The organism is Micromonospora sp. CNZ286 (genome assembly GCF_014207755.1).
Map to the genome: position 1 here is coordinate 263,065 of NZ_JACHIZ010000001.1, position 21,714 is coordinate 284,778.

Consider the following 21,714-nt stretch of genomic DNA (forward strand, 5'->3'; position numbering starts at 1 on the left):
CGGACACGCACTCGGGGGATCCGATTTCACCTGCGCGACGCGGTCGTGTACTGTTTCCCCTGCGCGACACCCCCCGGGGTGATCGAGCAGGCCCCCTTAGCTCAGTCGGCAGAGCGTCTCCATGGTAAGGAGAAGGTCTACGGTTCGATTCCGTAAGGGGGCTCAGAGGGTCCGGCTGGACCCGCCACGGCGGTGTAGCTCAGATGGCAGAGCAAGCGGCTCATAATCGCTGTGTCGCCGGTTCAAGTCCGGCCACCGCTACTCTCGTCCTCCGGGCCCAGCCCGGTGGCCGGTGGGATGGGCGCCACAGGCGCCCACTTTGCATGTCCGCGTCGTCAGCGCGTACGCTGACACGCCGTAGTTGATATCCGTGAGCGAGGAAGGCACTCCGCCGTGGCGAAGGCGACCGATGTCCGGCCGAAGATCACTTTGGCGTGTGTGGAGTGCAAGGAGCGCAACTACATCACGCGCAAGAACCGCCGTAACGACCCGGACCGCATCGAGCTGAAGAAGTTCTGCCCCCGGGACGGCAAGCACACCGTCCACCGCGAGACCCGCTGACCGCGGCCGGCACAGCCGGCACCGCAGCAGCTTCTCGAACGCCGATCCACCTGACGGGTGGCCTCCGGGCCGCCCGACCGGGCGGATCGGCGTTCGTGTTTTCCGTGTAGGTTCGGCGGCATGTCCCTGGACCCGTCCTTCGTCGGCCGGACGTACCCGCCGACCGCCCCCTACCAGGTGGGCCGAGAAAAGATCCGCGAGTTCGCCACCGCCGTCGGCGCCACCGACCCGGTCCACCACGACCCGGAGGCGGCCCGGGCGCTCGGCCACCCCGACGTGGTGGCGCCGCCGACGTTCCCCGTGGTCGTCACCATGTCGGCCAGCCGGCAGATCGTCGAGGACCCGGCGCTCGGCGTCGACTACAGCCGTGTGGTGCACGGCGACCAGCGGTTCGCGTACACCCGGCCGGTGGTGGCCGGGGACGAGCTGGTGTGCGTGAACACCATCGAGGAGGTCACCACCCGGGGCGGGCACGGCTTCCTGACCACCCGCACGGACGTGAGCACGGTGGACGGTGAGCCGGTGGTCGCCGTGTGGTCCAAGATCGTCGTACGCGGGGAGGCCTGAGGACATGGAGCTGCCCACCCAGACGTACCGGGTGACCCGCGCGGACCTGGTCCGCTACGCGGGCGCCTCGGGCGACTTCAACCCGATCCACTGGAGCGACCGCACCGCCACCGGCGTCGGGCTGCCGGGCGTCATCGCCCACGGCATGTTCACCATGGCGCTGGTCGGCCGGGCGGTGGCCGGCTGGGCCGGCGCGCCGGACGCGGTGGTCGACTTCGGCGTCCGCTTCACCCGCCCGGTGGTCGTCCCGGACACCGACGAGGGCACCGAGATCGAGGTGTCAGCGGTGGTCAAGGAGGTCACCGAAGAGGGCCTGACCAGGCTCGACATCACCGCCACCTGCCAGGGCGAGAAGGTGCTGTCGCAGGCTCGGGCACTGATCCGCACCACGCGCTGAGGGTTCGCCCGACGCGCGAGGGGCAGACCGGTTGGGAAAGTCGCACGACTACCCGTACACTGGTCCGCCGTGGGGCAAGTGACCCCCGCTCGGCACAGCGTGTCCGGGTGGAGGTGAGTTGCCGCACAGGGGTGTAGCTCAATTGGCAGAGCAGCGGTCTCCAAAACCGCAGGCTGCAGGTTCAAGTCCTGTCACCCCTGCGCCTCAGGCCTGACCGTTCCGTGGGTCGCGCCGCCCTCACCGGCGGCGTCCGGCCCGTGGTGGTGGCATCGGTGGGGTGGTTCCGAGGCGTTCGGGCCCTCCCGGCCGGTCCGCCGGCCGCGGCCCGTCGCGGGACGGTTGGTCCGGCCGGCGTGACCAACACGCCGCGCACGCCGCCCGGCGTGCGACCCCATACCCGCACGGAGGGCGAAGTGGCCGAGAGCAAGCGCCGCGGCGAGGACGACGGCGACGAGCGTCTGAACGACGACGCGACCGTCGACGACGTGGCCGACGACGACGCCACCGACGCGGACGAGCCGGTCGCCCGGGGTGGCACCGCGACCCGCAAGCGGGCGCAGGCCGAGCCGGCCGAGGGCCGGAAGACCCGCAAGGACACCGAGCGGATCGGGCTGTTCGCCCGCATCGCGCGGTTCTTCCGCGAGGTCGTGGCAGAGCTGCGTAAGGTCATCTGGCCGACCCGCAAGGAGCTGCTGACCTACACGGCCGTGGTGGTCACCTTCGTCGCGGTGATGCTGGCGATCGTGGCCGGCCTGGACTACGGCTTCGCCAAGGCGGTGCTGTGGGTCTTCGGCGAGTCCAGCTGACCTGCGGACAGCGATACTGACGGAAGTGAGCGAGCGTGCCTGAGTACGACGAGACCGCCGGAACCCCGGACGAGCAGTCCACGGTGGCGACGGCGGCCAACAACGAGTCGGTCGAGGCCGCCAGCGAGCCGGAGTTCCCGACCACCGAGCCGGCCCCGGACGAGGACTTCGACCCGGTCGCCGAGCTGCGCCAGAAGCTGCGTTACGCGCCCGGCGACTGGTACGTGGTGCACTCGTACGCCGGCTACGAGAACAAGGTCAAGACCAACCTCGAGACCCGGATCACCTCCCTCGACATGGAGGACTTCATCTACCAGGTCGAGGTGCCGACCCGGGAAGAGGTCGAGGTCAAGAACGGCAAGCGGTCGCAGGTCCAGGCGAAGGTCTTCCCGGGCTACATCCTGGTCCGGATGGAGCTGACCGCCGAGTCCTACTCCTGCGTCCGGAACACCCCGGGGGTCACCGGCTTCGTCGGCGCGACCGACCGGGCCGACCGGCCGGCGCCGCTGAGTCTCGACGAGGTGCTCAAGTGGCTGGCCCCGGCGGTCGAGACCGAGCAGAAGAAGGCCAAGCCCGAGATCAAGGTCCTCGACTTCGAGGTCGGCGACTCGGTCACCGTCACCGACGGCGCGTTCGCGTCGCTGCCGGCGACGATCAGCGAGATCAACGCCGACCAGCAGAAGCTCAAGGTGCTGGTGTCGATCTTCGGCCGGGAGACGCCGGTCGAGCTGAACTTCAACCAGGTCGCCAAGATCTGACGTACGTCGGCACCGGCGGCCCGCCCCTTCCCGGGGTGGCCGCCGGTGCGCCGTTTCGCCATCCACCGACCTCGGCGCGGGGGGTGGCCGACGGCTGCGCTACCCTAGAACGTCGGCTGTCCGCACCGTGCTGACCGTGCGCGCCCGCGGACCGGCGAGAATCCCAGTTCCAAGCCCCAGGAAGAGACATGCCTCCGAAGAAGAAGCTCGTCAAGACGTTCACGCTTCAGCTGCCGGCGGGCCAGGCCACCCCGGCGCCGCCGGTCGGCCCCGCGCTCGGCCAGCACGGCGTGAACATCATGGAGTTCTGCAAGTCCTACAACGCGCAGACCGAGTCCCAGCGGGGCGACATCGTCCCCGCCGAGATCAGCGTCTACGAGGACCGCACGTTCACCTTCGTGCTGAAGACCCCGCCCGCCGCCCGGCTGCTGATCAAGGCCGCCGGCGTGCAGAAGGGCTCGGGCGTCCCGCACAAGGAGAAGGTCGGCTCGGTCACCCGCGCCCAGCTGCGCGAGATCGCCGAGAAGAAGATGGCGGACCTCAACGCCAACGACATCGACCAGGCCGAGAAGATCATCGCCGGCACCGCCCGGTCGATGGGCCTGACCGTCGCCGACTGATCTCGCTCCACCGCTCCGCCCGATCTTTCTGTTCGTGGGAGGGCCGCGTACGCCGCGCGCCCGCCAGAGACCACAGGAGTCACCAGAAATGCAGCGCAGCAAGAGCTACCGCAAGGCCGCCGATGTCATCGACCGGTCGAAGCTCTACACCCCGGTCGAGGCCGTCAAGCTGGCCAAGGAGACCACCAACGTCAAGTTCGACGCCACGGTCGAGGTCGCGATGCGCCTCGGCGTCGACCCCCGCAAGGCGGACCAGATGGTCCGCGGCACGGTCAACCTGCCGCACGGCACCGGTAAGACCGCCCGCGTGATCGTCTTCGCCGCCGGCGCGAAGGCCGAGGAGGCCGTCGCCGCGGGTGCGGACGAGGTGGGCACCGACGAGCTGGTCGCCCGTATCCAGGGCGGTTGGCTGGACTTCGACGCGGCGATCGCCACGCCCGACCAGATGGCCAAGATCGGCCGGATCGCGCGGATCCTGGGCCCGCGCGGTCTGATGCCGAATCCGAAGACCGGCACCGTGACCATGGACGTCACCAAGGCCGTCTCGGACATCAAGGGCGGTAAGATCACCTTCCGGGTGGACAAGCACTCCAACCTGCACCTGATCATCGGCAAGGTCTCCTTCTCGGAGAACCAGCTGGTGGACAACTACGCCGCGGTGCTGGACGAGGTGCTGCGGGCCAAGCCGTCCGCGGCCAAGGGCACCTACCTCAAGAAGGTCACCCTCACCACCACCATGGGTCCGGGCGTCCCGGTCGACCCGAAGGTCGTGAAGAACTTCCAGGAGGGCTCGGCCGAGGGCTGAGCACGCGTACTCCCGAACGGGGCCCCGCCACCACGTCGTGGCGGGGCCCCGTTCGTCTGTCCGGTGTGGCACTCTCGGGCGCATGCGGCTCGACGGCGTCTGGCTCCGCTACCACAGGCACGGCCCGTGGGTGCTGCGGCAGGTCGACGTCGCGATCGGCCCGGGTGAGGCAGCGGTCGTGCTCGGCCGCAACGGCGCCGGCAAGTCCACTCTGCTCCAGCTGGCCGCCGGGGTGCTGCGCCCGAGCCGGGGCCGGGTCGCCGACCGGCCGCCGGTCGTCGGCTGGGTGCCGGAGCGCTTCCCCGCCGACCAGCCGTTCACAGTCGGGGCCTACCTGTCCGCCATGGGCCGCGTCGCCGGCCTGCCCGGTCCCGCCGCCGACCGGGCGGTGCGCCACTGGGTGGAGCGACTGGGCCTGACCCGCTTCCACGACGTGCGCCTGCCGCGGCTGTCCAAGGGCACCGCGCAGAAGGTCGGCCTGGCGCAGGCACTGCTGCGCCCGCCCGGCCTGCTGGTGCTCGACGAGCCCTGGGAGGGGCTGGACGCCACCGCCCGCGAGTCGGTCCCCGAGATCATCGGCGAGGTGCTGGCCGACGGCGGCACGGTGCTGGTCAGCGACCACCGCGGCGAGACGGTCCGGCTCCCCGGAGCCCGGCACCTGTCGGTCACCGACGGCACGGTGACCGAGGAGGCGTCGCCGGGCGGCGCGGCCGTCGCCGTGGTCGAGCTGGCGGTCCCGGCCGCCGGGCTGGCCGCCGCCGTCGCCCGCCTGCGCGCCGACGGCCACCAGATCCTTCGGGTACGCGAACACGCCGTCCCGCCCCCGGCCACGCACCCGGTGCCGGCCCCCGCCGGGCCGTCGGGCACCGGCGGGTCGGGCGGCGCGTCCGCCGCTGGTTCCCCGGACCAGGCCGGTGCCGAGGCCGGGGACTCCGCCCGGCCCGGGCCGGCGCCGGAGGTGGCCCGGTGATCGCGCTGGTCCGGCTGCGGCTGGCCGGCTTCCTGCGTACCGGACGGGCGCTGGCGCCGGTGCTGGCCGGCCTGCTCGTCCTCGGCGTCCTCTACGGCGGTGGCCGGGCCCGGCCGGCGGAGGCCTACGGCGTCTCCGCCGTGGTGCTGTTCCCGGTGCTGGCCTGGCAGACCAAGATCCTGCTGGACGTGGAACCCGACGTGCAGCGCCGGATGGCCCGGGTGGTGGCCGGGCCGGCCCGGGAACGGGCGGCCGGGCTGCTCGCGGCACTGGTGGCCGGGCTCGCCGTGGTGCTCGTCGCGCTGGCGCTGCCGTGGCCGCTCGGCGGGGTCACCGCTGCCGTCGGGCCGGGGGAGCGGCCGGTGCTCGTCGGGGTGGCCCTGGGGCTCTGGGCGCACCTGCTCGCCCTGCCGGCGGCGGTGGCGCTCGGCGCGCTGGCGAGCCGGGCCGTGACCCGCAGCGCCGGCTACGGGGTCGCCGTGCTGGTCATCGGCGCGGTCGGGGTCGTGGTGCTCGGGCTCTCCGGCTCGGTCGCGCCGTGGCTGGCCCCGCCGGTCATGGCGACCGCGCGGGCGGTCACCGGGCCGGTCGCGGCCGGGGCCGGTCTGCTGCTCACCGGCTGGGCCCTGGCCTGGACGGCGGTGGCGCTGACCGGCTACGCCTGGGCGCGGCGCACCCGGGCCTGAGCCCTGGTGACCGGGAGCACCTCCGGCGATTTGGTGCTGCGGCGCACGTCGCGTAACCTGGTGCGGTAGTTCCACCCAAAGACCGCTGGTCACCGTGCTCCGGCACGGTCGAAGGTCCCGCGACGACGGGCGACCCGCGCAGGGCGGTAAGCGAAACTCGGTTTCACGCACGGTCCGCCGACTGTGCCCGTGTCCCCGGCCCTCGCCCCGTGCGCCCTGCGCCGGGGCTTTTTCGTTGTCGTGATGCCTCCGCCGCCGTCGTCGAGCCTCGGCTCGCCGCCGGCGTACCAGCTCCGAGCAACGAGAGAGGAGGGACATGGCGGACAAGCCGATCCGGGCCGACAAGGCCACGGCCGTCGCCGAGCTGACCGAGAGCTTCCGCAACGCGGGAGCGACCGTGCTGACCGAGTACCGCGGGCTCACGGTTTCGCAGCTCACCCAGCTGCGGCGCTCGCTCGGCAAGGAGACCAGCTACACGGTCGCGAAGAACACGCTTGCCAAGCGTGCCGCGGCCGATGCGGGCATCTCCGGGCTCGACGAGCTGTTCTCCGGTCCTACCGCGCTGACTTTCGTTTCGGGCGACGTCGTCGAGGCGGCGAAGGGGCTTCGCGACTTCGCGAAGGCCAACCCGAAGCTCGTCATCAAGGGCGGTGTCTTCGAGGGCAAGGCCATTTCCGCGGCCGAGGTCACGAAGCTCGCCGACCTGGAGTCCCGCGAGGTGCTGCTGGCCAAGCTGGCCGGCGCCATGAAGGGCAACCTGAGCAAGGCCGCGGCCCTGTTCCAGGCTCCGCTCTCCAAGGCCGCCCGCGCGGCGGCCGCCCTGGCGGACAAGAAGCGCGAGCAGGAGGGCGCCGAGGCGGCCTGAGGCCCTCCCGGCGCACCACGTTCTTAGTTTTCATTGCGAGAAAGGACGCCAGACATGGCGAAGCTCAGCACCGACGAGCTGCTCGACGCGTTCAAGGAGATGACGCTGATCGAGCTCTCCGAGTTCGTGAAGCAGTTCGAGGAGACCTTCGAGGTCACCGCCGCCGCTCCGGTCGCCGTCGCCGGCCCGGCCGGTCCGGGTGCCCCGGCCGCCGAGGCCGAGCCGGAGAAGGACGAGTTCGACGTCATCCTCGACGCCGACGGTGGCAAGAAGATCCAGGTCATCAAGGTCGTGCGCGAGCTGACCGGCCTGGGCCTCAAGGAGGCCAAGGACCTGGTCGAGGCCGCTCCGAAGGCCGTCCTGGAGAAGGCCAACAAGGAGACCGCCGAGAAGGCCAAGGCCAAGCTCGAGGGCGAGGGCGCCAAGGTCACCCTCAAGTGACCTTGCTCCACCTGACGCGCGTCCGGCTCACGTGAGCCGGGGCACATCGCGTCGCGGCGGGCGGTGATCCGGGAGACCGGGTCACCGCCCGCCGTGTTGGTGCCGCCCGCCGGCGAACGGCGTGAGCAGGGCGTACAGCGTCCTCTCATCGGCCGGTCAGCGACGTCTGTCGGTAGCCCGTCGGTGGGAAAGACACCCCGAGCAGTAACCGGCCCTTGACGCGGCACGGGCCTGCCAGGCACGCTGAACATCAGCAAGACCTTCCGCGCTTGCAACGGCCGCCTCTCGGGTAAGGCAACGGCAGCACCGCCGCCGCGGCTCCCGAGCGGACCGGCAGGAGCGTCGCGTTCCGAGCGGCCCGGTCGACCCGGTTTTCCGAGGTCCCAGGGCTTGTTCCGCGACGACCTGCGGGGTGGGCTGGACAGCGGTTAGCCTCTCGGCTACACTGCTAGTTTGCGCTGCCTTCCGACTTGACCCCTGCTCGGAAATGTCCGATTGTGGATATTTCTGGTGGGGTCATTGGAGTGCACGCGTACCAGCCGTTCTGCAGCACCGGTCCTCGGAAGGACGCATCTTGGCAGCTTCCCGCCCTGCGAAGACCAGTCGTACGTCGAGCGCATTCGCGCCCCGCCGAGTTTCTTTCGGTCGGATCACCGAACACCTCGAGGTCCCCAACCTCCTCGCCATCCAGAACGAGTCCTTCGACTGGCTCGTCGGCAACGAGGCTTGGCAGGGCCGGTCGGCGGACGACCCGCACGCACGCTCGGGTCTCGCGGAGATCCTCGACGAGATCAGTCCCATTGAGGACTTCTCCGGCACCATGTCGCTCTCCTTCTCGGCTCCGCGCTTCGACGAGGTCAAGGCCTCGATCGAGGAGTGCAAGGAGAAGGACCTGACCTACTGCGCGCCGCTGTTCGTGACCGCGGAGTTCACCAACAACACCACTGGCGAGATCAAGAGCCAGACGGTGTTCATGGGTGACTTCCCGATGATGACGCCGAAGGGCACCTTCATCATCAACGGCACCGAGCGCGTCGTGGTCAGCCAGCTCGTCCGCTCGCCGGGCGTGTACTTCGACAAGCAGCCGGACAAGACCTCCGACCGCGACCTCTCCAGCGTCAAGGTCATCCCGAGCCGGGGTGCCTGGCTGGAGTTCGACATCGACAAGCGCGACACGGTCGGCGTTCGCATCGACCGCAAGCGCCGCCAGGCCGTCACCGTCCTGCTCAAGGCCATCGGGTGGTCCGCCGAGCGCATCCGTGAGAAGTTCGGCTGGTCCGAGCTCATGATGACCACGCTCGAGAAGGACCACATCGCCGGCCAGGACGAGGCCCTGCTCGACATCTACCGGAAGCTCCGCCCTGGCGAGCCGCCGACCCGTGAGAACGCCCAGACCCTGCTCGACAACCTCTTCTTCAACCCGAAGCGGTACGACGTCGCCAAGGTCGGGCGCTACAAGTTCAACAAGAAGCTCGAGCTGGACGTGCCGATCACCACCGGCACGCTCACCGAGGACGACATCGTCGCCACCGTGGAATACCTCTGCCGGCTGCACGCCGGTGAGGAGGGCTACGAGGCCGACGACATCGACCACTTCGGCAACCGTCGCCTGCGTACCGTGGGCGAGCTGATCCAGAACCAGGTCCGGGTGGGTCTCTCCCGGATGGAGCGGGTCGTCCGCGAGCGGATGACCACCCAGGACGTCGAGGCGATCACGCCGCAGACCCTGATCAACATCCGCCCGGTGGTGGCGGCGATCAAGGAGTTCTTCGGTACGTCGCAGCTGTCCCAGTTCATGGACCAGACCAACCCGCTGGCGGGCCTGACCCACCGGCGCCGGCTGAGCGCGCTCGGCCCGGGTGGTCTGTCCCGCGAGCGGGCCGGCTTCGAGGTCCGGGACGTGCACCCGTCCCACTACGGCCGGATGTGCCCGATCGAGACGCCGGAAGGCCCGAACATCGGCCTGATCGGCGCCCTGTCCACGTTCGCCCGGGTCAACCCGTTCGGCTTCATCGAGACGCCGTACCGGAAGGTCATCGACGGCCGGGTCACCGACCAGATCGACTACCTGACCGCGGACGAGGAGGACCGGTTCGTCAAGGCGCAGGCAAACGCCCCGCTGAAGTCGGACGGCACCTTCGCCGAGGACCGCGTCCTGGTCCGCCGTAAGGGCGGCGAGACCGAGGACGTCGCGCCGGGCGCCGTGGACTACATGGACGTGTCGCCGCGGCAGATGACCTCGGTCGCCACCGCGATGATCCCGTTCCTGGAGCACGACGACGCCAACCGCGCGCTCATGGGTGCGAACATGCAGCGTCAGGCGGTGCCGCTGGTCAAGGCCGAGGCTCCGCTGGTCGGTACGGGCATGGAGTACCGCGCCGCGGTCGACGCCGGTGACGTCGTCGTCGCCGAGGTCGGCGGTGTGGTCGAGGACCTGTGCGCGGACTACATCACCGTCCACCAGGACGACGGCCACCGCCGTACGTACCTGCTGCACAAGTTCCGCCGCTCCAACGCCGGCTCCTGCGTCAACCAGAAGCCGGTCGTCTTCGAGGGCGACCGCGTCGAGGCCGGTCAGGTCATCGCCGACGGTCCGTGCACCGACGAGGGCGAGATGGCGCTCGGACGCAACCTGCTGGTGGCGTTCATGTGCTGGGAGGGCCACAACTACGAGGACGCGATCATCCTGTCGCAGCGCCTCGTGCAGCAGGACGTGCTCACCTCGATCCACATCGAGGAGCACGAGGTCGACGCCCGGGACACCAAGCTCGGCCCGGAGGAGATCACCCGCGACATCCCGAACGTCAGCGAGGAGATGCTCGCCGACCTCGACGAGCGCGGCATCATCCGGATCGGCGCCGAGGTCGTCCCCGGCGACATCCTGGTCGGCAAGGTCACCCCGAAGGGTGAGACCGAGCTGACCCCCGAGGAGCGGCTGCTCCGCGCGATCTTCGGCGAGAAGGCGCGCGAGGTCCGGGACACCTCGCTGAAGGTGCCGCACGGCGAGACCGGCACGGTCATCGGTGTGCGTACCTTCTCCCGCGAGGACGGCGACGAGCTGCCCCCGGGCGTGAACGAGCTGGTCCGGGTCTACGTGGCCCAGAAGCGCAAGATCCAGGACGGTGACAAGCTCGCGGGCCGCCACGGCAACAAGGGCGTCATCTCCAAGATCCTGCCGATCGAGGACATGCCGTTCCTGGAGGACGGCACCCCGGTCGACATCGTGCTGAACCCGCTCGGTGTGCCGTCCCGGATGAACATCGGCCAGGTCCTGGAGACCCACCTCGGGTGGGTGGCCAAGACCGGCTGGAGCGTGGACGGCGACGACGCCGAGTGGAAGCGCCAGCTCCGCTCGATCAACGCGCACGAGTCCGAGCCGGACACCAACGTGGCCACGCCGGTCTTCGACGGTGCCCGCGAGGAGGAGATCTCCGGCCTGCTGGCGTCGACCCTGCCCAACCGGGACGGCAACCAGCTCATCGGGGGCAGCGGCAAGGCGCAGCTGTTCGACGGTCGTTCCGGCGAGCCGCTGCCCGACCCGATCGCGGTCGGCTACGTCTACATCCTGAAGCTCAACCACCTGGTCGACGACAAGATCCACGCCCGGTCGACCGGCCCGTACTCGATGATCACGCAGCAGCCGCTGGGTGGTAAGGCGCAGTTCGGTGGCCAGCGCTTCGGTGAGATGGAGTGCTGGGCCATGCAGGCGTACGGCGCCGCCTACGCCCTGCAGGAGCTGCTGACCATCAAGTCCGACGACGTCCTGGGCCGGGTCAAGGTCTACGAGGCGATCGTCAAGGGCGAGAACATCCCCGAGCCGGGCATCCCGGAGTCGTTCAAGGTGCTGCTCAAGGAGCTGCAGTCGCTGTGCCTCAACGTCGAGGTGCTCTCCAGCGACGGTGTGGCCCTGGAGATGCGCGAGACCGACGACGAGGTGTTCCGGGCGGCGGAGGAGCTGGGCATCGACCTGTCCCGGCGCGAGCCGAGCTCGGTCGAAGAGGTCTGAGGTGGTGATCCGGGGCAGGGTCACCCTGCCCCGGATCCCACTCGTTAGCTAGCAGTACAGACGACGACATAGGGGACATAGTGCTCGACGTCAACTTCTTCGACGAGCTGCGCATCGGCCTCGCCACCGCTGACGACATCCGTCAGTGGTCCCACGGCGAGGTCAAGAAGCCCGAGACCATCAACTACCGCACCCTCAAGCCGGAGAAGGACGGGCTCTTCTGCGAGAAGATCTTCGGTCCGCAGCGGGACTGGGAGTGCTACTGCGGTAAGTACAAGCGGGTCCGCTTCAAGGGCATCATCTGCGAGCGCTGCGGCGTCGAGGTGACCCGCTCCAAGGTTCGCCGGGAGCGGATGGGTCACATCGAGCTGGCCGCTCCGGTGACCCACATCTGGTACTTCAAGGGCGTGCCGAGCCGGCTGGGCTACCTGCTGGACCTCGCCCCGAAGGACCTCGAGAAGATCATCTACTTCGCCTCGTACGTCGTGACGAGCGTGGACGCCGAAGCGCGTCACCGCGACCTCTCGACCATCGAGAACGAGATCCTGGCCGAGAAGCGGCAGGCCGAGAACAGCCGCGACTCGGAGATCGAGAAGCGGGCCGCCAAGCTGGAGGCCGACCTGGCCGAGCTGGAGGCCGAGGGCGCGAAGGCGGACGTCCGGCGCAAGGTCAAGGAGGGCGGAGAGCGCGAGATGCGCCAGATCCGCGACCGGGCCCAGCGCGAGATCGACCGCCTCGACGAGGTCCTCGACACCTTCCGCAAGCTGGAGCCGAAGCAGCTGGTCACCGACGAGCTGCTCTACCGCGAGCTGCGCGACCGCTTCGGTGAGTACTTCACCGGCAGCATGGGCGCCGAGGCGATCAAGGCCCTGGTCCAGAACATGGACCTGGAGGCCGAGGCGGAGAACCTGCGCGAGACCATCCGCTCCGGCAAGGGCCAGCGGAAGATCCGTGCGCTCAAGCGGCTCAAGGTCGTCGCGGCGTTCCAGAACACCCGCAACTCGCCGCTCGGCATGGTGCTGGACTGCGTCCCGGTCATCCCGCCGGACCTGCGCCCGATGGTGCAGCTCGACGGTGGCCGCTTCGCGACCTCCGACCTGAACGACCTGTACCGGCGTGTGATCAACCGGAACAACCGCCTCAAGCGGCTGATCGACCTCGGCGCGCCCGAGATCATCGTCAACAACGAGAAGCGGATGCTCCAGGAGGCCGTCGACGCGCTGTTCGACAACGGCCGCCGTGGCCGTCCGGTCACCGGCCCGGGTAACCGGCCGCTGAAGTCGCTGTCCGACATGCTCAAGGGCAAGCAGGGCCGGTTCCGCCAGAACCTGCTGGGCAAGCGCGTCGACTACTCCGGCCGTTCGGTCATCGTGGTCGGCCCGAAGCTCAAGCTGCACCAGTGCGGCCTGCCCAAGCAGATGGCGCTGGAGCTGTTCAAGCCGTTCGTGATGAAGCGGCTGGTCGACCTCAACCACGCGCAGAACATCAAGTCCGCCAAGCGGATGGTCGAGCGGCAGCGGCCGGTCGTGTGGGACGTGCTGGAAGAGGTCATCGGCGAGCACCCGGTTCTGCTGAACCGCGCGCCGACCCTGCACCGTCTGGGCATCCAGGCCTTCGAGCCGCAGCTGGTCGAGGGCAAGGCCATCCAGATCCACCCGCTGGTCTGCACCGCGTTCAACGCCGACTTCGACGGTGACCAGATGGCGGTCCACGTGCCGCTGTCCGCCGAGGCCCAGGCCGAGGCGCGGATCCTGATGCTGTCGTCGAACAACATCCTCAAGCCGGCCGACGGCAAGCCGGTCACCATGCCGACCCAGGACATGGTCATCGGTCTGTACCACCTCACCCACCTCACCCCGGGTGGCAAGGGCGAGGGCCGGGCGTTCAGCTCGGACGCCGAGGCGCGGATGGCGTACGACAACGGCGAGCTGCACCTGCAGACGCCGGTCCGGATCCGGCTGCGCGACGTGGTCGGTGTGGACAACGGCGCCGGCGCCGAGCCGTGGACCGCCCCCGAGGGCTGGACCGAGGGCGAGCCGGTGACCGTGGAGACCACGCTGGGCCGGGTCCTGTTCAACGAGACGCTGCCCCCGGGCTACCGCTTCGTGAACTACGAGATCCGCAAGGGCCAGCTCTCCGCGATCGTCAACGACCTCGCCGAGCGCTTCCCGAAGGTGGCCCTGGCGGCCACCCTGGACGGGCTCAAGGAGGCCGGTTTCCACTGGGCCACCTGGTCCGGCGTCACCATCGGCATGGAGGACGTCATCGCTCCGCCGCGCAAGCGGGAGATCCTGGAGCGGTACGAGAAGGAAGCCGACCGGATCGACAAGCAGTACCAGCGTGGTCTGATGACCGCCGAGGAGCGCCGCGGCGAGCTCATCGAGATCTGGACCAAGGCGACCAACGAGGTAGCCAAGGAGATGGACACCGCGCTGCCGCAGGAGAACCCGCTGTGGAAGATGATCAACTCGGGTGCCCGCGGTAACCTGCTCCAGCTCCGGCAGATCGCGGCGATCCGTGGTCTGGTGGCCAACCCGAAGGGCGAGATCATCCCGCGGCCGATCAAGGCCAGCTACCGGGAGGGTCTGTCCGTGCTGGAGTACTTCATCTCCACGCACGGTGCCCGCAAGGGTCTCGCGGACACCGCCCTGCGTACCGCCGACTCGGGTTACCTGACCCGGCGTCTGGTGGACGTCTCGCAGGACGTCATCATCCGCGAGGAGGACTGCGGCACCGACCGCGCCATCCCGATGCAGGTCGGTGAGCGCATCGACGGCAAGCTGGTCGTGCACGAGCACGCCGAGACCAGCGTGCACGCCCGGACGCTCGCCGACGACATCAAGGGGCCGGACGGCACCGTGGTGGCCCACCGCGGCCAGGACATCAACTCGATCCTGGTGGACGCGATCGTCGCCGCCGGGACCGAGACGGTGCGGGTGCGCAGCGTGCTCACCTGCGAGTCGAAGCTGGGCGTCTGCGGTGCGTGCTACGGCCGCTCGCTGCCGACCGGCAAGACCGTGGACGTCGGCGAGGCGGTCGGCATCATCGCCGCCCAGTCGATCGGTGAGCCGGGTACGCAGCTGACGATGCGTACCTTCCACACCGGTGGTGTCGCGGGTGAGGACATCACCCAGGGTCTGCCCCGTGTCCAGGAGATCTTCGAGGCCCGGGTGCCGAAGGGTAAGGCGCCCATCGCCGACACCCCGGGTCGCATCCGGATCGAGGACGGCGAGCGGTCCCGCAAGATCGTGGTCATCCCGGACGACGGCAGCGACGAGATCGTGTACGACAAGATCTCGAAGCGGGTCCGGCTCCGGGCGCACGACGGCGACCACGTCGAGGTCGGCGAGAAGCTCACCGAGGGCACCATCGACCCGCACGAGCTGCTGCGCATCCTCGGCCCGCGCGCGGTCCAGGTCCACCTGACCCAGGAGGTCCAGGAGGTCTACCGCTCGCAGGGTGTGCTCATCCACGACAAGCACATCGAGATCATCATCCGCCAGATGCTCAAGCGGGTGACTGTGATCGACTCCGGCTCGACCGAGTTCCTGCCGGGCGTGCTGGTCGACCGGGCGCTGTTCGAGTCGGAGAACCGCCGGCTCGTCGGCGAGGGTGGCGAGCCCGCCGCCGGTCGCCCGGTGCTGATGGGTATCACCAAGGCCTCGCTGGCCACTGACTCCTGGCTGTCGGCGGCCTCCTTCCAGGAGACCACCCGGGTGCTGACGGACGCGGCGATCCACGCCCGCAGCGACTCGCTGATCGGCCTCAAGGAGAACGTGATCATCGGTAAGCTCATCCCGGCCGGTACGGGCATCAGCAAGTACCGCAACGTCCGGGTCGAGCCGACCGAGGAGGCGAAGGCCAAGGTCTACTCGATGACCGGCTACCCGGAGACCGACTACGGCTTCGGGCCGGCCAGCGGCCAGGCGGTTCCGCTGGACGACTTCGACTTCGGGTCGTACCGCTAAGCAGTAGGAAACGACGAGGCCCCCGGCGGATGCCGGGGGCCTCGTCGCGTCCGGAGTGCCGGGACCGGCTGCCTTCCGCCGGGACGGACGGCCGGGTCGGGGCATGATGGAGGCATGACGACCGTGCCCGGGCAGGCGCCCGTCGTGCCGCAGGCGTACCGCCATCCGTACGACCCGGAGCCGGTCCGCTCCACCAAGGCCCGCGCCGTCTTCGCGCTCGGGCTGATCGGCGTGCTCACCGGTCTGTTCCTCGGCGGCGCGGTGCCGGCCACGATCGCGCTCGTGCTCGCTCGGCAGGCGCGCCGGGAGGCGTACGCCTCGGGTGGTTATCTCACCGGCGCGGACTGGCTGCGGCGCGGCGAGCAGATGGCGCGGACCGGTCTGGTGCTGACCGCCGCCGCGGTGGTCGCGGCGGTGGTGATCGGCGTGGTCCGGGCCGCGGACGCCTCGTTCGGCCACGACTTCGCGCCGAACTTCGACTGACCCGGTGGGGGAGCGGGCCCGCGCCCGCCCACCCCGCAATGATCGGCGGCGGTAGCCTGGCCGGTGTCCGCCGCGCGGCGGGCGCGTGTGGACAGGAGGACCCCGTGACGGAACCGGCTCCGCCGGGAGGCGACCAGCCGCGCCCCGGGCCGTACCCGCCGGGTTCCGCGTCCGCGCCGGCGCACCAGCCGGGGCCGTACGGGGCGTACCCGGGGAGTCCGCCGGCGCACGGCGGCGGGTGGCCGGCGCCGGCGAGCGTGCCCGGCCACGGCGGCTGGGGTCCGCACGGCGGGCCGGCGCTTCCGCCGCCGCCGGCCGAGACGCCGCGGCCGCCGAAGCGGGTCGACGCGGTGCCGGGTACGCCGTTCGGCGTGGTCCACCTCGACGTGCCGCCCGTCACCTCCGGCCTGGCGATCGGGTCGCTCGTCGCAGGCATCGCCGCGATCGGGGTGTCGCTGCTGGTGTTGTGCTTCGGTCTGGCCGGCCGCGACGTCGGCGGCGCCTGGGCGGCCGGCGCGTTCACAGTGCTCGGCGGGCTGATCGGCGCCGGCGCGGTGGTGGCCGGGCTGCTCGCCCGGCGGCAGATCCGGCGGCCGGCGCCGCCGCCGTCGGTGCGCTTCACCGGCGCCGGCCTGGCCGTGGCGGGGATCTCCTGCGGGGCGGCGGGGGTGCTGTTCGGCCTGATCGGGCTCGCGCTGGCTCTGGTGGTGCAGATCACGTGACGCCGCGTCTGCGACGCCTGCGGCCGGTGACCTGGGTTGAGCGGTATGTCCGGGTGTCCGAAGGCCGGGCGGTGTCGGGGCCGCCGGGTCGCGCGGCGGACGAGCCGGTACACTTGTCACTGTAGGTGCCCATCACCGGCGCATCGGCGACCCGGAGACCGGGCGGCGGACCGCACAGCGGTCCTTCCCGACCCATCCGTTTTGACCGGCGCGGCTGTGGTAGGTACTCTTTCTCCTTGTGCCCGGGCCCGCCCGGGCAATGCGTGCGTGCGCTGGAACCGGTCAGCCGGTGATCGCGCGGTCGCACCACCAAGACCAGAAGATCCGGTACGACGCGTGAGCGGCCGGCACCGGAACCGTGACTCGGGCGACACGCCCGACCGCGGGTGCTGGGGAGCCGTCAGGCGGCCCTGGTTGAAATGTAGGAGAGCCGCCCATCCGGACGGCTGGAGCAGACGGCGCGGTCGCCTCGCAGCGGCCGAAGGGAGCGGAGAAACCCGGTGCCCACCATTCAGCAGTTGGTCCGAAAGGGCCGTCAGGCCAAGACGACCAAGACCAAGACCCCGGCGCTCAAGGGGTCTCCCCAGCGGCGCGGCGTGTGCACCCGTGTGTACACCACCACCCCGAAGAAGCCGAACTCGGCGCTGCGCAAGGTCGCTCGTGTCAAGCTCAGCAGCCAGATCGAGGTGACCGCCTACATCCCGGGCGTCGGCCACAACCTCCAGGAGCACTCGATCGTGCTCGTGCGCGGCGGTCGTGTGAAGGACCTCCCGGGCGTGCGGTACAAGATCGTGCGCGGTTCGCTGGACACCCAGGGTGTCCGCAACCGCAAGCAGGCTCGCAGCCGCTACGGCGCGAAGAAGGAGAAGAGCTGACATGCCGCGTAAGGGACCCGCTCCGCGGAAGCCGCTGGTCGCTGACCCGGTGTACAACTCGCCCCTGGTCACCCAGCTGGTGAACAAGATCCTGCTGCGCGGCAAGCGTCAGCTCGCCGAGCGCATCGTGTACGCCGCCCTGGAGGGCTGCCGCGAGAAGTCCGGCACCGACCCCGTCGTCACGCTCAAGCGCGCGATGGACAACGTCAAGCCGACCCTCGAGGTGCGCAGCCGCCGTGTCGGTGGCGCCACCTACCAGGTTCCGGTCGAGGTCCGGCCGTCCCGCGCGACCACGCTCGGTCTGCGCTGGCTGGTGACCTACTCCCGGGCGCGGCGCGAGAAGACCATGGTCGAGCGGCTGATGAACGAGCTGCTGGACGCGAGCAACGGCCTCGGCGCCGCCGTCAAGCGGCGTGAGGACACGCACAAGATGGCCGAGTCGAACAAGGCCTTCGCGCACTACCGCTGGTAACACCTGAGGTTCCGGCGCCCACCGGCGCCGGAACCGCCACCAGTTGTGTCGAGACGACGATAAGTAGGGATTGAAGTGGCCGCCGCAGACGCGCTCGCCAACGTACGCAACATCGGCATCATGGCCCACATCGATGCCGGTAAGACCACTACCACCGAGCGAATCCTGTTCTACACCGGCATCACGTACAAGATCGGTGAGGTCCACGAGGGCGCCGCCGTCATGGACTGGATGGAGCAGGAGCAGGAGCGCGGTATCACCATCACTTCCGCCGCCACCAAGTGCGAGTGGAAGGGCCACACGATCCAGATCATCGACACGCCCGGCCACGTCGACTTCACGGTCGAGGTCGAGCGGTCGCTGCGTGTTCTGGACGGTGCGGTCGCGGTCTACGACGGCGTGGCCGGCGTGGAGCCCCAGACGGAGAACGTCTGGCGGCAGGCGGACAAGTACAACGTCCCCCGGATGTGCTTCGTCAACAAGCTCGACCGGACCGGCGCCGACTTCTTCCGCTGCGTGCAGATGATGATCGACCGGCTCAACGCCACCCCGCTGGTCCTCCAGATCCCGATCGGCGCCGAGTCCGACTTCATCGGCGTGGTCGACCTGGTCGAGATGCGTGCGCTGACCTGGCGCGGCGAGACCCAGAAGGGTGAGGACTACGCGGTCGAGGAGATCCCGGCCGACCTCGCCGACTCGGCTGCCGAGTGGCGCGAGAAGCTGATGGAGACCCTCGCCGACGTCGACGACTCGGTGATGGAGAAGTACCTCGAGGGCGAGGAGATCTCGGTCGACGAGATCAAGGCCGCCATCCGCCGGTCCACCATCGCCGGCAAGGCCAACCCGGTCCTCACCGGTACCGCCTTCAAGAACAAGGGCATCCAGCCGATGCTGGACGCGGTCGTCGCGTACCTGCCCTCGCCGCTGGACATCCCGGCGATCGAGGGTACGGCCACCGACGGCGAGACCCCGCTGCAGCGGAAGCCCTCGGTCTCCGAGCCGTTCTCCGGGCTGGCCTTCAAGATCCAGACCGACAAGCACCTCGGCAAGCTGACGTACGTCCGGATCTACTCCGGCACGCTCGAGTCCGGTTCTCAGGTGATCAACTCCACCAAGGACCGCAAGGAGCGGATCGGCAAGATCTACCAGATGCACGCCAACAAGCGGGAGGAGCGCAGCTCCGCCCAGGCCGGCGACATCATCGCGGTGCAGGGTCTGAAGCAGACCACCACCGGTGACACCCTGTGCGACCCGGCGAACCCGGTCATCCTGGAGTCGATGACCTTCCCGGAGCCGGTCATCGAGGTGGCCATCGAGCCGAAGACCAAGGCCGACCAGGAGAAGCTCAGCACCGCCATCCAGCGGCTGGCCGAGGAGGACCCGACCTTCCGCGTCAAGCTGGACGACCAGACCGGTCAGACGGTCATCTCCGGCATGGGCGAGCTGCACCTGGACATCCTGGTCGACCGGATGCGCCGCGAGTTCAACGTCGAGGCGAACATCGGTAAGCCGCAGGTGGCGTACCGCGAGACCATCCGCCGCAAGGTGGAGAAGGTCGAGTACACCCACAAGAAGCAGACCGGTGGTTCCGGCCAGTACGCCCGCGTGATCATCAGCGTGGAGCCGCTGCCGCTGGGCAACGACGCCCCGACGTACGAGTTCGCCAACGCGGTGACCGGTGGCCGCATCCCCCGGGAGTTCATCCCCTCGGTGGACGCGGGCGCGCAGGACGCCATGCAGTACGGCATCCTCGCCGGCTTCCCCCTGGTGGGTGTCAAGCTCACCCTGGTGGACGGCCAGTACCACGAGGTCGACTCGTCGGAGATGGCGTTCAAGATCGCCGGCTCGATGGCGATGAAGGAGGCGGCCCGCAAGGCCGACCCCGCTCTCCTCGAGCCGATGATGGCCGTTGAGGTCACCACTCCTGAGGAGAACATGGGTGACGTCATCGGCGACCTCAACTCCCGGCGTGGCATCATCCAGGCGATGGAGGAGCGCAGCGGCGCTCGCGTCGTCCGGGCTCTGGTGCCGCTGTCGGAGATGTTCGGCTACGTCGGCGACCTGCGGTCGAAGACCCAGGGCCGGGCTAGCTACAGCATGCAGTTCGACTCCTACGCCGAGGTTCCGAACTCGGTGGCCAAGGAGATCATCGCCAAGGCGACGGGTGAGTGACGCTCACCCTCGGCTGACCCGATGACACGAGGGCGGTCGCGGGAGGGTTCTCCCGCCCGCGGCCACCTCGATCGGATTGCGTGAGACCGGGCCTGTAGGCTTCATCGCCGCAGAACCCACAAAAGCTCTCCGGCCTTCCGGCCGGAAAGGCTGTCGACAGAGTCCTAAGCGCCGAACGGCGCGCCGGGGCGAACGAACCAAGAAAGTCCACAGGAGGACACCAGTGGCGAAGGCGAAGTTCGAGCGGACTAAGCCGCACGTCAACATCGGCACCATTGGTCACATCGACCACGGTAAGACGACGCTGACGGCGGCCATCACCAAGGTCCTGCACGACCAGTACCCGGACCTGAACCCGTACACGCCGTTCGACGAGATCGACAAGGCGCCGGAGGAGAAGGCCCGCGGCATCACGATCTCCATCGCGCACGTCGAGTACCAGACCGAGGCGCGTCACTACGCGCACGTCGACTGCCCCGGTCACGCCGACTACATCAAGAACATGATCACCGGTGCCGCGCAGATGGACGGCGCGATCCTGGTGGTGGCGGCGACCGACGGCCCGATGCCGCAGACCCGCGAGCACGTGCTGCTGGCCCGTCAGGTCGGTGTGCCGTACATCGTCGTGGCGCTCAACAAGAGCGACATGGTCGACGACGAGGAGCTCCTGGAGCTCGTCGAGCTCGAGGTCCGTGAGCTGCTCTCCTCGCAGGAGTACCCGGGTGACGACCTGCCGGTCGTCCGGGTCTCGGCGCTGAAGGCCCTGGAGGGTGACCCGGAGTGGACCGGGAAGCTCCTGGACCTGATGAACGCCGTGGACACCGCGATCCCGCAGCCGGAGCGCGAGACCGAGAAGCCGTTCCTCATGCCCATCGAGGACGTCTTCACCATCACCGGTCGCGGCACCGTGGTCACCGGTCGCGCCGAGCGCGGCATCCTCAAGCCGAACGAGGAGGTGGAGATCGTCGGCATCCGTGAGAAGTCGATGAAGACCACCTGCACCGGCATCGAGATGTTCCGCAAGCTGCTCGACGAGGCCCGCGCGGGTGAGAACGTCGGTCTGCTGCTGCGCGGCATCAAGCGCGAGGACGTCGAGCGCGGCATGGTCGTCATCAAGCCGGGCACCACGACCCCGCACACGGAGTTCGAGGCGACGGTCTACATCCTCTCCAAGGAGGAGGGCGGCCGGCACACCCCGTTCTTCCAGAACTACCGCCCGCAGTTCTACTTCCGGACCACGGACGTCACCGGCGTCGTCACGCTGCCCGAGGGCACCGAGATGGTCATGCCGGGCGACAACACCTCGATGACGGTGAAGCTGATCCAGCCCATCGCCATGGAGGAGAACCTGAAGTTCGCGATCCGCGAGGGTGGTCGTACGGTCGGCGCTGGTCGCGTCACCAAGATCATCAAGTGAGCTGGGTAACCCCGATTAGCGTTGCCGCCGGTCGTGCGGCATACTAGTCAGGTTGCGTAACGACAGTCGGTCACCTGCGTCCGGTTGACGCTGGACCTCCGGGAGTCAGACTGTCTCGCGTAG

The 21,714-nt window shown here is 69.4% G+C and carries 19 protein-coding genes and 3 tRNA genes; all 22 read left to right on the plus strand.

Translation table 11 applies throughout. The features are described from left to right. The first annotated feature begins 90 nt into the window (after positions 1-90). The 22 genes from FHX31_RS01295 to tuf all read left to right on the plus strand — a co-directional run bounded on the left by FHX31_RS01295 (position 91) and on the right by tuf (position 21,591). Positions 91-163: transfer RNA gene (locus FHX31_RS01295), tRNA-Thr, on the plus strand. A 25-nt stretch (positions 164-188) separates the two neighbouring features. Continuing rightward, positions 189-261, plus strand: a tRNA-Met gene (locus tag FHX31_RS01300). Between the two features lie 132 nt (positions 262-393). Next, a complete protein-coding gene (gene rpmG / locus FHX31_RS01305; protein WP_013288652.1) occupies positions 394-561 on the plus strand; it encodes a 50S ribosomal protein L33 in 168 nt (55 codons plus the stop codon). Positions 562-681: 120 nt separating this feature from the next. Then, on the plus strand, positions 682-1,128 hold the full coding sequence (locus tag FHX31_RS01310; protein WP_013288651.1) for a MaoC family dehydratase N-terminal domain-containing protein: 447 nt from the start codon (positions 682-684) through the stop codon (positions 1,126-1,128). 4 nt (positions 1,129-1,132) lie between these two features. Continuing rightward, positions 1,133-1,525, plus strand: coding sequence for a MaoC family dehydratase (locus tag FHX31_RS01315; protein ID WP_030269317.1), 393 nt, complete (start codon positions 1,133-1,135; stop codon positions 1,523-1,525). Between the two features lie 127 nt (positions 1,526-1,652). Next, a tRNA-Trp gene (locus FHX31_RS01320) sits at positions 1,653-1,725 on the plus strand. 213 nt (positions 1,726-1,938) lie between these two features. Further along, positions 1,939-2,331 (plus strand): preprotein translocase subunit SecE, encoded by a 393-nt coding sequence (gene secE / locus FHX31_RS01325; protein WP_013288649.1) that lies wholly within the window; start codon positions 1,939-1,941, stop codon positions 2,329-2,331. Between the two features lie 35 nt (positions 2,332-2,366). After that, the gene (gene nusG / locus FHX31_RS01330) at positions 2,367-3,089 is read left to right on the plus strand and encodes a transcription termination/antitermination protein NusG (RefSeq protein ID WP_013288648.1); all 723 of its coding nucleotides are present in this window, start codon (positions 2,367-2,369) and stop codon (positions 3,087-3,089) included. A gap of 188 nt (positions 3,090-3,277) precedes the next feature. Beyond that, the gene (rplK, locus tag FHX31_RS01335; RefSeq protein ID WP_013288647.1) at positions 3,278-3,709 is read left to right on the plus strand and encodes a 50S ribosomal protein L11; all 432 of its coding nucleotides are present in this window, start codon (positions 3,278-3,280) and stop codon (positions 3,707-3,709) included. Positions 3,710-3,797: 88 nt separating this feature from the next. Continuing rightward, positions 3,798-4,514, plus strand: a complete 717-nt coding sequence (rplA, locus tag FHX31_RS01340) for a 50S ribosomal protein L1 (RefSeq protein WP_114918850.1) — start codon at positions 3,798-3,800, stop codon at positions 4,512-4,514. An 82-nt stretch (positions 4,515-4,596) separates the two neighbouring features. Then, positions 4,597-5,484, plus strand: coding sequence for an ATP-binding cassette domain-containing protein (locus FHX31_RS01345; RefSeq protein ID WP_184974730.1), 888 nt, complete (start codon positions 4,597-4,599; stop codon positions 5,482-5,484). After that, positions 5,481-6,170: a hypothetical protein gene (locus FHX31_RS01350; RefSeq protein WP_184974733.1), complete on the plus strand. Its 690-nt coding sequence runs from the start codon at positions 5,481-5,483 to the stop codon at positions 6,168-6,170. Before FHX31_RS01345 ends, FHX31_RS01350 begins: the two co-directional genes overlap by 4 nt. A 316-nt stretch (positions 6,171-6,486) precedes the next feature. After that, positions 6,487-7,035 carry a 50S ribosomal protein L10 gene (rplJ, locus tag FHX31_RS01355; protein WP_013288643.1) on the plus strand — a complete coding sequence of 183 codons (549 nt, stop codon included), beginning with the start codon at positions 6,487-6,489 and terminating at the stop codon, positions 7,033-7,035. 54 nt (positions 7,036-7,089) lie between these two features. Further along, positions 7,090-7,476 carry a 50S ribosomal protein L7/L12 gene (gene rplL / locus FHX31_RS01360; protein WP_013288642.1) on the plus strand — a complete coding sequence of 129 codons (387 nt, stop codon included), beginning with the start codon at positions 7,090-7,092 and terminating at the stop codon, positions 7,474-7,476. Between the two features lie 574 nt (positions 7,477-8,050). Then, positions 8,051-11,482 carry a DNA-directed RNA polymerase subunit beta gene (rpoB, locus tag FHX31_RS01365; protein ID WP_013288641.1) on the plus strand — a complete coding sequence of 1,144 codons (3,432 nt, stop codon included), beginning with the start codon at positions 8,051-8,053 and terminating at the stop codon, positions 11,480-11,482. Between the two features lie 80 nt (positions 11,483-11,562). Further along, a complete protein-coding gene (locus FHX31_RS01370) occupies positions 11,563-15,450 on the plus strand; it encodes a DNA-directed RNA polymerase subunit beta' (RefSeq protein ID WP_013288640.1) in 3,888 nt (1,295 codons plus the stop codon). A 114-nt stretch (positions 15,451-15,564) separates the two neighbouring features. Then, positions 15,565-15,933 (plus strand): hypothetical protein, encoded by a 369-nt coding sequence (locus FHX31_RS01375; RefSeq protein WP_041784065.1) that lies wholly within the window; start codon positions 15,565-15,567, stop codon positions 15,931-15,933. Between the two features lie 350 nt (positions 15,934-16,283). Then, entirely contained in the window at positions 16,284-16,655 is a 372-nt protein-coding gene (locus tag FHX31_RS01380) for a hypothetical protein (RefSeq protein WP_030269326.1), read from the plus strand. A gap of 500 nt (positions 16,656-17,155) precedes the next feature. After that, complete coding sequence (gene rpsL, locus FHX31_RS01385; RefSeq protein WP_007465318.1) at positions 17,156-17,530, plus strand: 30S ribosomal protein S12; 375 nt, start codon at positions 17,156-17,158, stop codon at positions 17,528-17,530. 1 nt (position 17,531) lies between these two features. Continuing rightward, on the plus strand, positions 17,532-18,002 hold the full coding sequence (gene rpsG / locus FHX31_RS01390) for a 30S ribosomal protein S7 (protein WP_013288637.1): 471 nt from the start codon (positions 17,532-17,534) through the stop codon (positions 18,000-18,002). Between the two features lie 75 nt (positions 18,003-18,077). After that, positions 18,078-20,174: an elongation factor G gene (gene fusA, locus FHX31_RS01395; protein WP_013288636.1), complete on the plus strand. Its 2,097-nt coding sequence runs from the start codon at positions 18,078-18,080 to the stop codon at positions 20,172-20,174. Between the two features lie 223 nt (positions 20,175-20,397). Beyond that, the gene (gene tuf / locus FHX31_RS01400) at positions 20,398-21,591 is read left to right on the plus strand and encodes an elongation factor Tu (protein ID WP_013288635.1); all 1,194 of its coding nucleotides are present in this window, start codon (positions 20,398-20,400) and stop codon (positions 21,589-21,591) included. Positions 21,592-21,714 lie beyond the last annotated feature (123 nt).